The 12,656-nt window shown below is 55.1% G+C and carries 12 protein-coding genes; 7 read left to right on the top strand and 5 right to left on the bottom strand.

Translation table 11 applies throughout. From position 1 onward, the window contains the following. Positions 1-10: 10 nt before the first annotated feature. The gene (locus CSC3H3_RS17900) at positions 11-925 is read right to left on the bottom strand and encodes a LysR family transcriptional regulator (RefSeq protein WP_101285709.1); all 915 of its coding nucleotides are present in this window, start codon (positions 923-925) and stop codon (positions 11-13) included. A 278-nt stretch (positions 926-1,203) separates the two neighbouring features. Here CSC3H3_RS17900 and CSC3H3_RS17895 point away from each other — a divergent pair, with 278 nt between their 5' ends. The 5 genes from CSC3H3_RS17895 to CSC3H3_RS17875 all read left to right on the top strand — a co-directional run bounded on the left by CSC3H3_RS17895 (position 1,204) and on the right by CSC3H3_RS17875 (position 5,215). After that, the gene (locus CSC3H3_RS17895; RefSeq protein WP_101285708.1) at positions 1,204-1,608 is read left to right on the top strand and encodes a (R)-mandelonitrile lyase; all 405 of its coding nucleotides are present in this window, start codon (positions 1,204-1,206) and stop codon (positions 1,606-1,608) included. Positions 1,609-1,900: 292 nt separating this feature from the next. Beyond that, positions 1,901-2,641, top strand: a complete 741-nt coding sequence (locus tag CSC3H3_RS17890) for an SDR family oxidoreductase (RefSeq protein WP_101285707.1) — start codon at positions 1,901-1,903, stop codon at positions 2,639-2,641. A 316-nt stretch (positions 2,642-2,957) separates the two neighbouring features. Continuing rightward, on the top strand, positions 2,958-3,941 hold the full coding sequence (locus CSC3H3_RS17885) for a DMT family transporter (RefSeq protein WP_101285706.1): 984 nt from the start codon (positions 2,958-2,960) through the stop codon (positions 3,939-3,941). Between the two features lie 33 nt (positions 3,942-3,974). Beyond that, complete coding sequence (locus CSC3H3_RS17880; protein WP_101285705.1) at positions 3,975-4,478, top strand: DinB family protein; 504 nt, start codon at positions 3,975-3,977, stop codon at positions 4,476-4,478. Then, the gene (locus tag CSC3H3_RS17875) at positions 4,475-5,215 is read left to right on the top strand and encodes a LysE family translocator (RefSeq protein WP_245881172.1); all 741 of its coding nucleotides are present in this window, start codon (positions 4,475-4,477) and stop codon (positions 5,213-5,215) included. The genes CSC3H3_RS17880 and CSC3H3_RS17875 overlap by 4 nt, the downstream gene beginning before the upstream one ends. A 157-nt stretch (positions 5,216-5,372) precedes the next feature. On the opposite strand, the gene CSC3H3_RS17870 is transcribed toward CSC3H3_RS17875, so the two are convergent. The 3 genes from CSC3H3_RS17870 to CSC3H3_RS17860 all read right to left on the bottom strand — a co-directional run bounded on the left by CSC3H3_RS17870 (position 5,373) and on the right by CSC3H3_RS17860 (position 8,287). Next, positions 5,373-6,614 (bottom strand): cation:proton antiporter, encoded by a 1,242-nt coding sequence (locus tag CSC3H3_RS17870; RefSeq protein ID WP_101285704.1) that lies wholly within the window; start codon positions 6,612-6,614, stop codon positions 5,373-5,375. A 24-nt stretch (positions 6,615-6,638) separates the two neighbouring features. Beyond that, positions 6,639-7,421: a histidinol-phosphatase gene (hisN, locus tag CSC3H3_RS17865; protein WP_101286309.1), complete on the bottom strand. Its 783-nt coding sequence runs from the start codon at positions 7,419-7,421 to the stop codon at positions 6,639-6,641. A gap of 101 nt (positions 7,422-7,522) precedes the next feature. Continuing rightward, positions 7,523-8,287 (bottom strand): c-type cytochrome, encoded by a 765-nt coding sequence (locus tag CSC3H3_RS17860; protein ID WP_101285703.1) that lies wholly within the window; start codon positions 8,285-8,287, stop codon positions 7,523-7,525. Positions 8,288-8,628: 341 nt separating this feature from the next. On the opposite strand from CSC3H3_RS17860, the gene CSC3H3_RS17855 reads away from it, so the two are divergent. Both CSC3H3_RS17855 and CSC3H3_RS17850 read left to right on the top strand, forming a co-directional pair. Beyond that, positions 8,629-9,375 (top strand): 3-deoxy-manno-octulosonate cytidylyltransferase, encoded by a 747-nt coding sequence (locus CSC3H3_RS17855; protein ID WP_101270534.1) that lies wholly within the window; start codon positions 8,629-8,631, stop codon positions 9,373-9,375. A 310-nt stretch (positions 9,376-9,685) separates the two neighbouring features. Beyond that, positions 9,686-10,546: a prephenate dehydratase gene (locus CSC3H3_RS17850; RefSeq protein ID WP_101270530.1), complete on the top strand. Its 861-nt coding sequence runs from the start codon at positions 9,686-9,688 to the stop codon at positions 10,544-10,546. A 180-nt stretch (positions 10,547-10,726) separates the two neighbouring features. Here the strand turns inward: CSC3H3_RS17850 and CSC3H3_RS17845 are convergent, their stop codons facing one another. Further along, entirely contained in the window at positions 10,727-12,397 is a 1,671-nt protein-coding gene (locus tag CSC3H3_RS17845) for a methyl-accepting chemotaxis protein (RefSeq protein ID WP_101270528.1), read from the bottom strand. Positions 12,398-12,656: the final 259 nt, after the last annotated feature.

Genomic DNA, 12,656 nt, shown 5'->3' with positions numbered 1-12,656 from the left:
GCGTGCAGGCTTAGCGCCGGGATTTCGTGGTTTCGGGATGATAGCGCAGGGCCTCCATAATCACCCTGAAGGCTGGGGAATGCTGGCGGCGGCTGGGATAATACAGGTGATAGCCCGGAAAGGGCGGGCACCAGTCCAGTAGGACACGTTGCAGCTTTTTTTGCCCGATAAGTTCCATAACATGGTCTTCCGGGGTGCAGGCGATGCCATGCCCTTCTATGGCGGCTTGCACAATGATGCCAACATCGTTGAAGGTTAAGCGCCCTTCGACCCGGACATTAAGCGGACGGCCGTTTTTTTCAAACTCCCAGCTATAAAGACCCCCCAATGTTGGCAGGCGCAGATTGATGCAGTCATGTCCCAGCAGGTCATGCGGTGTTTGCGGGATGCCGTGTTTCCTGAAATATTCCGGTGCGGCATAAACCGCCATGCGCACGTCCGGGCCGATGCGCGTGGCGATCATGTCTTTGTCGACTTCTTCGCCAAGGCGCACGCCCGCATCAAATTTTTCGGCGACAATATCGGTAAAGCGCTGGTCAACATTTAGTTCAACATTGATATCGGGGTAATCGGGCAGCAGTTTTTCAACGACCGGCCAGATAATGCTCCGCGCAACATAGGCACTGGTGGATATACGCACCGTTCCGGCCGGTTTATCGCGAAATTCGCTTAGCGATGCGATCTGGTCATCGATTGAACCTAATGCCGGGCGCAGGGTTTGTGCCAGCCTTTCTCCTGCTTCGGTTGGTTCCAGGCGCCGTGTGGTCCGGTTTAGCAGGCGCAGCCCCAAGCGTTCTTCCAGCCGCCTTACCGTATGGCTTAGCGAAGATTGTGACGTGCCCAATACCGCCGCAGCGCGGGTGAAGCTTCGTTCATCGACCACGGCGAGAAATGCTGCCAGATCGCCCAGTTCCTCGCGCTTCATTTATGAATCTCCAATATGAGTTCATTCGGTATTTAGCGTCTAATCAAAATAAAACAAGCTGGTAAGGTCATCATCAATTCATGACTGGCACATCACCGGGCCAAAAGGTTTGGCAAGGTTGCTCGGCATTTGTGGATGGCAGCGTGCATTGCATTTTAGGCGTTTAGTGCGGCACTTCGCGAAAATCAGATTACCGCGCTATTTGCAAAATTCACCCGCGATCACTGCCAATGGGCAGATGCAGGCCTGTCGGCATTTGATAGATGAAAGGTTTCCCCATGAAAATCACACGCGTTGGCGCCAATGATTCTGTTCGTGGCCCTGCCGATTATTTTACCGGCACGGTGCGTATCGACAGCCCCTTTCAGGCAACGGACCCGGCCCGCGTTGGCGGTGCCACGGTTACCTTTGAACCTGGTGCACGTACCGCCTGGCACACCCACCCGCTGGGGCAGACCCTGATCGTGACCAGCGGTCTGGGCTGGGTGCAGCGTGAAGGCGAAACAAAACAGGAAATTCGTCCCGGCGATATCATCTGGTTTGAACCGGGTGAACGGCACTGGCATGGCGCAACCGATAAAACCGCCATGACCCACATCGCCATTGCTGAATCGGTTAATGGCTCCCCGGTCGACTGGCTCGAAAAGGTCAGCGATACCGATTACCTTTCGGACCATAAATGAGCGCATCTGAAACGGCATCTGGCATGGGCCGTGTAACGCCACCATGCCCGGATGCGCAGGCAGTGACATTTTGCGACGCAAGCGTGTCTTTGTGGGGGGCTGGTGATCTTTGGCCGGGCCCTCTGATATTGCCATTTCACGATAGGTAATCCCGTCTATGGCTTGATGGGCGCGAAATGGCCGGGATTGCCGGTGCATTGGCGAAAGTCAACTTTGTTGGTGATCGTTTTCCTGCCCATTTGCAGCAGCGCGTGAACCGTTAAGTCGACCAGGTTTCAAAAGGAAAAAAATCATGACAGATCCAATTAAAGACAAGGTTGTCGTTATAACCGGGGCCAGCAGCGGGCTGGGCGAAGCAACAGCGCGGGACCTTGCCGCCAAGGGGGCAAAACTGGTTTTGGGCGCACGCCGGATTGATCGGATGCAGGCCCTTGCCTCTGAACTGGGGCTGGATGACGATTGCGCGGTGAAAACCGATGTTACGGACCATAAACAGGTACAGGCCCTGGTGGATCATGCGATTGCCAAATATGGGCGTATCGACGTGATTGTTAATAATGCCGGGTTGATGCCGCAATCGCTGCTGGAAAAACAGCGCATCGATGAATGGGACCGCATGATCGATGTGAATATCAAGGGTGTGCTGTACGGTATTTCTGCTGTTCTGCCGCAAATGAAAAAGCAGAAAAGCGGCCATATCATCAATGTGTCGTCGGTTGCCGGGCATCGGGTACGGCCCGGCAGTACGGTTTATGCCGCCACCAAATACGCGGTACGCACCATTTCCGAGGGGCTGCGCCAGGAAGCGAAGGCCTATAATATCCGTTCGACCATCATTTCCCCCGGTGCCGTCGATACTGAATTGCCAGCAAGCGTGACCGAGGCGGATACCGCAAAGGCCATTCAGGAATTTTACGATAAATACGCCATTCCGGCAGATTCCTTCGCCCGCTGCGTCAGTTTTGCCATCAGCCAGCCCGAAGATGTCGATATTAACGAAATTCTGTTCCGCCCGACAAGCCAGGAATTCTAAAACCTGATGCGATTCGCTTTGCGGGCCTGAATATTCAGGCCGCGATTATTACCAACCCCGGTGGGTCAGCCTGCCGGGGTTGATGCGTTTGGGGGCCAACTGCCAACAAGCCAGGACGTTTTTACATAAAAAACCGGCAATTTCCGGCGTCGGGCATAGCCAGGGTAATTTCAAAAGCCGCATTTTGCGGCATGTTGCCGGGATGATTGGGCTTTATCATTAGTATTGCTAATGAATAGATCAAATATCATGGTTTGAGAACCAGGCTGGAATGATCGTAAATACCCGGCATAACACCTGCATGGGAGTATGTATCATGGGGCCGATTGGTTTATATGCTGCTGTTGTTCTGATCTGGGGCAGCACCTGGATCGCGATCAAATACCAGTTATCGGTAACACCGGAACTGGCAGTTGCCTATCGCTTTGTTCTGGCGGCATTATTGCTGATGGCTTTTTGTGCGATCCGTAAATTACCCATGCGTTGTTCCCGGCGGGATCATGGCTTTATGGCCCTGATGGGGTTGTGCCTGTTTTCGCTGAATTACGTGTTTCTTTATATTGCCGAGGCCGAGCTGACATCCGGCCTGATTGCGGTTGTCTTTTCTGCCGTCGTGATCATGAACATGGTTAATGGCTTTATCTTCTTTAAGCGTCGGCCGGAAATGCGCACCGTGATTGGCGCGGTTATTGGCCTTGGCGGGATTTGCGTTATTTTTGCCCCGGATCTGGCGCAGTTTGACCTTGCCGCAGGCGGAAGCTTTGCCCTGGTTCTGTCATTGCTGGCGTCCTATATCGCCTCGCTGGGCAATATGGTTTCGGCGCGCAATCAGGCGCGTGGTATTCCGGTCATGCAGGCCAATGCCTATGGCATGATGTATGGCTCGGTCTTTCTGGTGGTTTACATTCTGGCAACGGGCCAGCCGATTGTTTTTGACAGCAGCCCGTCCTTCCTGATTGCGCTGGTTTATCTGGCGGTTTTTGGCTCCATCCTTGGTTTCGGGTTTTATCTGACGCTGCTGGGCCGGATTGGCGCGGATCGCGCGGCCTATAGCTCGGTCATGTTTCCCGTCGTTGCCCTTGCCATTTCCACCTTTGCCGAAGGTTTTGTCTGGCATGCCAACATCATTCTGGGTGTCGGGCTGACGCTGGTGGGCAATGTCGTTATCCTGACGCGCCGCCGCAAAGCGGCAAAAACGCAGGATATGCAAGTTTCGGGGAATGATCGTGCGATGGATTTGCCGATGGCACCGGCAAAGGCCATGCTGGGTGCGCGCCCGTGCAATGGCGATGCGTCGTGACGAAATACTTGTGACCGGGAAAGGAAAAAGGAAATGAATGCAGCGTATTTTCAGATGTTCGCACGGTATAACCAGTGGGCAAACAACCATGTTATTGCCGCGTGCAAAACCCTTGAACAGGTTGATCTGGATGCGCCGCGCGAAGCCTTTTTCCCGTCCATTACCAAAACGCTGAACCATCTTCTGGTAGGGGATACCCTGTGGCTGGCGCGCCTGCGTGGCGAAATTCGCCATATGGCCCTAAACGAGGTGCCCTGGCCCCTGTTTGATGATTACAAGGCCGCCCGTATCGCCTTTGACGAGGATTTGATCGCCTATGTCGATGGGCTGGGGGATGACGATATTGCCGACGTGGTGCAATACAAAAACGTTGCCGGGAAGCCCTTCGCCACGCCGCGAAATGTTATTTTGGGCCATGTCTTTAACCATCAAACCCATCATCGCGGGCAGGTGCATAGTCAGTTGATTGGCGCGGGATGCCCGTCACTTGAAATTGACATGATCTATTTTGCCCGTCTGCAAGGATATTCACAGTGACCAGCCTTATTCACCTTGTTGATCTGATTGTTGCCTATGGCCCGTTTTTGCTGGCCGCCCTGGTGCTTAATATCGCGCCGGGGCCGGACCTTGCCTTTGTTTCGGCGCAGGCGGCGGCACATGGGCGTAAAATTGGCGTTATGTCCAGTCTGGGTGTGTGTTCGGGCGCATTTGTGCATGTGGTTTTTGCCGCAATCGGGCTTTCGGCCATTTTAATGACCTCGGCCCTGGCCTTTGCCATCGTGAAATGGGTGGGGGTTGCCTATCTGGCTTGGCTGGGTTTTGGCGCGATTTACGGCACCTTCCGTAAAGAAGACGGGCCGGATAGGGCAGATGCCGGTGCAAGTGATGTTGCGGGCGATGCCGTCGCCATCACCGAGTTTCCGGTTGGTGGTCGGGCGCGGCCAAGTGCGTTTCAGGCCTGGCGGCGTGGGGTATTGATTGATGTATTTAACCCCAAGGTCGCCCTGTTTTTCATGGCGTTTTTACCGCAATTCGTAAACCCGGCGCTGGGTCATCAACCGCTTCAGTTTCTGGTGCTGGGCACGATTGTTAATATGATCGGTTTTGTGATGGAAACGGCGGTGGTTCTGGTGGTTGCGATGGCGGCTGCCCGTTTGCGCCAGCATGTTGCATCGGGCTTTGGGGCGGGTTTTGGCAAATGGCTGCAACGCGCCCTTGGGGCTGTGTTTCTGGCCCTTGGCCTGCGCCTTGCACTCAGCGAACGGGGCCTTTGAAAAAGACCCGGCGGCGCCGGATAAAATTGCGGTTCTGCATTATGGCCCAAACCGGTTTGAACCATGATGCAGGCTGGCAGGGCGGGCTGCTTCAGGTGCAGTACCGCCACAACGCGAACTGTTTTTGCCAGATCGTGCCGGCATCAAAACAGCGGCGTTAAAGGCGCCCGGCTTCGGCCGGGCGTTTCTTTTTGGTGTGTTTTGCCAGGGCTTCTGAAAGGGGGCTAGCGCTGATGCCATGGGCAATGACGCTGATGGTGACGATCAGGGCGACACAGGCCACCAGTGCCTCATATCCGGAAATGCCCAGCAGGGTTACCATGATCAAAAGATAAATGATCGATGCAATCCCGCGTGGCCCGAACCAGCCGATAAACAGTTTTTCTGCCAGGTTATAGGGGGACCCAATCATGCAAAGCCAGACACAGGCCGGGCGCAAAACCAGCAGGCTAAGTGCTGAAAACAGCATCATTTCACCGGTCCACAATTCATAAACCGATGGCAAAATAAGCAGGCCAAAGACAAAAAATGTCAGCATGGTCAGAAGTTCGGCTTCGGCCTCGCCAAAGCTTTCGATAACGTCGGCAACCTTGGAACTGGCGATATTAAGGGCAAGGCCACCGGCAAAGGCCGCGACAAAGCCATTCCCCCCGGCCTTTTCTGCCAGCAGAAAAATCAGCAGGGCCGATAGAACCCCAAACAGGCGTTCAAACCGGTCAATCATCAGGTTGCGGGCAACCGCATGGTTTACCAGCATCCCCAGCACCACCCCGCAGGCAATACCAACACCCGCGCCCATCAGAATTTCAAGGATGGCTTCGGTGATCCAGCCATTGGTGCTTTGCCCGCTCAGGGCGGCTTCAATTGCAAGGGCAGTGCTGAAAACCGGCAGGACCAGCCCGTCATTCAGCCCGCTTTCAATATTGATGCCCTGGCGCACTGGCGATGAAATATGCCGGTTTTCCAGCACTGGGCGGCTTAATGCCGCATCGGTCGGCGATACCATCAGCGAAATCAGCAGGGCAGGGACAAGCCCCATGCCCGGCGCAATGCCGTAATAGGCCGCAACCCATGTTGCCAGCACCGTAAGCGGCAGGCCAATAACCAAAAGGCGTGTTGCCACCCGAACGGCGGGGCGTTCCTTGCGATAGTCAAGGATGGCCGCATCAAGAAACAGAATGATGGCCAGGGTCAGTTCGGAAAAGACCCGCGCGAAATGGAAATTATTCTTGAGCGGTTCCAGCGGGGCCTGCGACCACAGGCCCAGGGGCAGGGCGACAATCGCCCCGGCCATGACCATCATCATTGGTGAGGAAATGTTGAATTTTTGCATGCGCCGCGACCACAGGCCGTAAACCAGCCCGGATGTGACGAACAAAATGGCAATCCATTCCAGCATTCCCGCCGCCCTTGTTGTTACGATTTATGGCAGTGACGTGCGTGTAATTTCCAATGCCTGTTCCAGGCAGGCACGATCCCCTGCTGCGATAACGCAACCATCACTATCCATGGTCAGGGCATTGCCGCGCCAGTCGCACATTGCCCCGCCAGCCCCTTCTACAACCGGGGCAAGGGCGCAAAAATCATAGGCCTGCAGGTTGGCTTCAACCACAATATCGGCCAGTCCCAATGCAGTCAGGCCATAGGCATAGGCATCAACGCCATACATGGGCTGGCGGCACTGGTTACGAATGGCTTCATAAGCCGGAATTTGCGGGCCTCGAAACAGTTCGGGCGCGGTGGTAAAGAAAATCGCCTGGTTCAAGGCCGGGCATTGCCGGGTTTGAACGGGGTTGCCGTTAAAGGTGGTTTTACGGCCGCTAACCCCTACCCAGCGTTCATCGGTAATGGCCTGGTCAATAATGCCCAGCACCGGTTTGCCGTTATGGCAAAGCGCAATCAGGGTCGCAAAGCTGGGCTTGCCAACAATAAAGGATTTGGTGCCATCAATCGGGTCCAGCACCCAGACATATTCGGCATCCAGGTTATGGCGGCCATGTTCTTCGCCCAGAATACCGTGATCGGGGCATTCTTCGGCCAAAATCGCGCGCATGGCGGTTTCGACCTCGCGATCGGCAATGGTGACCGGGCTGGCATCGGCCTTTACATCAACAGCAACTGCCGTGCGGTAATATTTGCGAACAACCGGGCGGGCGGCGTCTGCAAGGCGATGGGCGATTTTTACGAATGCGTCATACTGGTCCACGGCGGGCTCCCATGCTTGGCGAAGAATCGATTTATGCCACAAAAAAGCAGGGGACGGAAAACCGTCCCCTGCAAAATTTTTTCACCACTGGCGCTGCCTGTTTACTGGGCGGCTGCCGGTGCTTCTTCGGTGGCAGGTGCTTCATTGTCGTTGGCGGCATCACCTTCCTGTGCGCCACCTTCGGCCGGCATTGCTGCATCACCTGCGGCATTGTCGTTGGTTTCAGCGGCACCTTCTGCCGGGGCTGCTTCTTCAGCCGGGGCTTCGCCGGTTTCCGCGCTGGCGGCATCACCACCTTCTTCGGCGGCAATTTCATCAGCGGTCGGTGCCGGAAGCGGGTTATCGGACATGCTGTTAAGGAACGCGATAACGTTGGCGCGGTCCGATGCCTTTTTCAGACCACCAAACGACATTTTCGTACCCGGGATGTAATCCTTCGGCGAATACAGGAAATGGTTCAGTTCGGTGTAACCCCAGTTGCCACCATGGTTGGCAACTGCGTCGGAATAGCTGAAGTCATCCTTGTGGGCGACAACATTGCCTACGATACCATAAAGGTTCGGGCCAACTTTATTCGGGCCGCCATTGGTATTGTCGTGGCAGGAACCGCACTTTTTGAAAACCTTTTCGCCTGCGGCAATATCCGCATCGGCCAGCATCGCCAGGATCGGCTCGGGCCCGGCAGGTTCTTCCGGTGCGGCTGCGGGTGCATCTGCAGCAGCCATCAGGTCATCCGAAAACGGATAGACCGGTTCTTCCAGTTCTTTGGGGTGAACAAGGGCACTACCAATTTTGCCAATGACCACAACCAAAAGTACGGCAACAATTATTCCGGCGACGATCTTGTTGATTTCCATCGTTTTCATGACGGGATCCCGTAACAGCCAATATAACTCTCAGGTTTTATTCTTGTGACGCGGCTGACCCATGCGTCCCTGACGCCCCCACACAAATACGCATGCGACAACAGGCCAGACTGCTTGAACGGAAACTATACGTTTCATAGTTTTTCATCAACCTTTCTTAATCGTTACGCGAAAACTTGCCGAAAAATGGCGGTTAACATCGGATTCCGGCGTTTGCCATTTTCCTGAAACCGGTTATTGTCGCGTCGTTTCAAATTCTTCCCGGCAAGTTTGCATCGCGTCTGCGTTGAATCATTCTAAACCGGGCGCCCCCTTATTTCCGGATCGGAGATCCCCCATCTATGTCCGCGCCTCGCAATCCCGTTGTTGTTATTCCGGCCCGCATGGCATCCACCCGTTTGCCCAATAAACCGCTTGCCGATATTCATGGCGAACCCATGATCGTGCATGTGTGGCGGCGCGCGGTCGAGGCTGAAATCGGGCCGGTTATTGTGGCCTGTGCGGAACCGGAAATTGCCAGTGCAGTGGAAAAGGCCGGTGGTATTGCCGTTCTGACCGACCCTGACCTGCCTTCGGGCTCGGACCGGGTGCATCAGGCGCTGGCAAGTTTTGATCCGCATAAAAAACACGATGCCGTGGTTAATGTGCAGGGCGACCTTCCGACCATTGATGCCGCCGATATCCGTGCTGTTTTCAATCCGCTTTCTGACCCGGCCGTCGATATTGCAACCCTTGCAGCCGTCATCCGGCGCGAGGAAGAACGCAATAACCCCAATGTTGTCAAGGCGGTTGCGGCGTTTGGCAGTCTGCGTGTTGCCCGCGCCCTTTATTTCACCCGCGCAACAGCACCTTATGGTGATGGCCCGCTTTATCATCATATCGGGCTTTATACCTATCGCCGGGCCGCGCTTGACCGTTTTGTCAGCCTGCCCCCGGCAGAGCTTGAAACCCGCGAAAAACTGGAACAGTTGCGCGCCCTTGAAAACGGCATGGTGATTGCCGTGGCGCTGGTGGATGGTGTGCCGTTAGGTGTTGATACCGCCGAAGATTTGGAACGTGCGCGCGAAATCCTTGCGGCACGGGCCTAAGCAATCATTACGGGCTGGTTTGCTGCCATGCTGGCGGGAAGCGCGTTTTGCACCAATTAATATATGTCTGACTGTTCAGGGCCCGGTTTTGCGACCGGGCCTTGCTTTTTGGCGGGCTTTGTTGCCATCGTAACCATTCGGTTTGGCGTAAAATCCGGCTTAACTTTGCTGGGGCGCGGTGATTGGGTATTCCGCTTGCGTTAAAATTGCCGCTATAACCGAAATCCCGCCAAATCCGGCGGGGAACGCCCATACGGGCATAACGGGATCGATAAGGGGCCATTGGCCCGGTTTTGACAGGATTAAGTTGATGACCAACCAAATGCGGATTGCTTTTCAGGGGATGCACGGTGCCTATTCCGATCAGGCGGCGCGGCGTGCTTTTCCCGGCGCGGTAACAGTACCCTGCCGGACCTTTGAAGGCGCATTTGGGGCCCTGCGCGATGGCGAAGTCGATCTGGCGGTTATTCCCATCGACAATACCCTGGCCGGGCGCGTGGCCGATGTGCACCATCTGTTGCCCGATTCGGGCGTTCATATCATTGGTGAAACCTTCCTGCGCATCAATCATGCCCTGTTAGGCGTTAAGGGCACGCAGATTTCCGATATTCGCGAAATTCGCAGCCACGTTCATGCCCTGGGTCAATGCCGCAAGATTCGCAAGGAACTGGGGGTTCCTGCCATTGTCGGGTCCGATACGGCAGGCTGTGCCAAGGAAGTTGCCGATCTGGGGGACAAGGGCATTGCCGCCATTGCCCCGGTGCTGGCGGCTGAGATTTACGGGCTGGACGTTTTGCGCACCGAGGTTGAGGACGCCGCGCACAACACCACACGTTTTATTATTCTGTCCCGCGAAGCCAAAACCGCGCCCAATGATGGCAGCCCGGTTGTAACCAGTTTTGTTTTTCGTGTGCGTAACGTCGCTGCCGCCCTTTACAAGGCGCTTGGTGGTTTTGCCACCAACGGCATCAATATGACCAAGCTTGAAAGCTATATGGTCGAAGGCCATTTCACCGCGACCCAGTTTTTTGCCGAGGTCGAAGCCCACCCGGACCAGCTTGGCCTGCGCCATGCGCTGGAAGAATTGCAGTTCTTCTCGCATGAAGTGCTGATCCTGGGTGTTTATCCGGCCCATCCGTTCCGGCGTGAAAACGTGCTGCCGGCCGAATAATTCGTCGCCGCATGACCTGAAATGCAAAACGGGCCGCCAGGATTGTTCCGGCGGCCCGTTTTTTGATTTGTTCGATCAAGGCGATAAAGGCGCAAGGGGGCATTCGCCTTTACTGCGCAACCAACTGCCGGGGCCGAAATTTCCCCGGCTGGCGAGTTGGCTGTTGTGTAACCTGTTGCCTTATGCGTCGGCCTGGTTGCCCAGGTCGCGGGCAAAACGGCCAATGATCTTGGTCAGTTCGGCAGAACGCTGTGACAGTTCGTGGGCTGCACCCTTGATCTGTTCGGCGTCCCCCGTGGTGCCCTGGGCGTCCTTCATGGTTTTGCCCGATGTATCGGAAATCTGCTTAACGCCACTGGCGCTGCGATGGGCGTTGCCGGCGATCTCGCGGGTGGCGGCACCCTGTTCTTCGATGGCGCTGGCAATGGTTGTTGATACTTCACGCAGCACGCTGATGGTGTCGGAAACCCGGCTGATGCCATTGACCGCGCGATTGGTGCCATCAACCACCGAATTGATCTGATTGGCAATTTCATCGGTGGCGCGTGCGGTTTGGGTGGCAAGGTTTTTCACCTCGCTTGCGACAACGGCAAAGCCTTTGCCTGCATCACCGGCACGGGCGGCCTCGATGGTGGCATTCAGTGCCAAAAGGTTGGTCTGACCGGCAATATCATTGATCAGGTTGACGATTTCCTGAATCTTATCAACCGATTGCGACAGGCCGCCAACATCGTCACGGGCATTGTTGCTTTCATCGGTTGCCTGGATCACGGTTTGCGCCATCTGGTCGATCTGGCTGCTGATTTCCTGGATCGAGGATGACAGTTCTTCGGTGGCGGCAGCAACGGCATCCACATTCGAGGAAACATCACCGGCGGTGTTGGCAACTTCGCGGCTGTGATCAAGGATGCCCTTGGCATTGCGCGCCATATTTTCTGACAGATCAAGCGAACGGCCCGCCGAATTATCCACGGCATGGGCAATCGAGCCGACTTCTTTTTCCAGTTTGTGGGCGATGTCGCGAATATGGCTGCGGCGTTCGTCTTCGGCGCGCTGTTTCTGTTTTAGCGCATCTGCTTCCAGTTTTTTGGCGGATGCCGATGTATCGCGAAGGGATTGCACGCCAGCGGCCATGTCGGCAATTTCAACAAACCGCGACTCGGTTTCGACCTCGGCATCGTAGTTGCCCGCTGCAATGGTGCGAATATTGCGGTTCAGCGACACAATACCATGGCCGATCTGCTTGCTGACGATCCAGGAAAGGGTGCCGGCAATGATAATCGCAATGGCTGAAATCAGGCCCAGCTGCCACAGCACGGACTGAAATTCGCGTGCAACATCGTCCATATAGACACCTGTGCCCAATGCCCAGTTCCATTGTGGCACCGGGCGGACATAGGCGGCCTTTTCAATCAGACGGTCGCCTTCGCCGGGCTTTTTGGTGTCATAGGTAATAACGCCACCACCGGATTTGGCGGTGCTTACAATCATTTTACGAACGGCACTGTCGGGTTTGCATTTGCCTTCGTCTTCCGGGCTTAGCGGATCAAGCACCATGCAATGGTTGAAGTCCGAGATATAAACGTAATTGTCCGACGCAAACCGGTATTCACGCAGCAGGGCCAAAACTTCGGCCTTGGCGGCGGCTTCGTCCATTTTGCCGCTTTTTACTTTGGCGACATACTGGTCAATGATCTTCACCGCACCTTCGGTAAGGTGACTGATTTCATTGTATTTTTCGCTGCGGATGGAATTCTGGTAGCTGAAGGCTACGGTTGTAACAATGGCAATAAGTGTAATCAGACATATTGCCGGTATCGCGAAGATACCAGTCATGACACGAAAACGCATGGCATTTGCCCCCTGCAAATGAAATGGTCAAACAAGAATGATTCAAAACGGGAAGAGCTTTCAATATATTTCATCGAATGGTTGTTCGCGCGCTTTTGTCGCATGGCTGCCCGGCGTGCAGATAATTTGACAATGTGCCGCGCAGTCTGTATCAACCGGGCATTCCTTCGCTTGTAGGGCAGATAGTGCTGTCAGGAACTGTGTAAATAGGCGAGGGCGGGCGTGACGTGATGACGTCATGGCCTCATCATTGCCTACT

The organism is Thalassospira marina (genome assembly GCF_002844375.1).
Classification (GTDB): Bacteria; Pseudomonadota; Alphaproteobacteria; order Rhodospirillales; family Thalassospiraceae; genus Thalassospira; species Thalassospira marina.
Note: the sequence above shows the minus strand (reverse complement) of the source record. Positions and strands in the feature narration are given on the sequence as shown.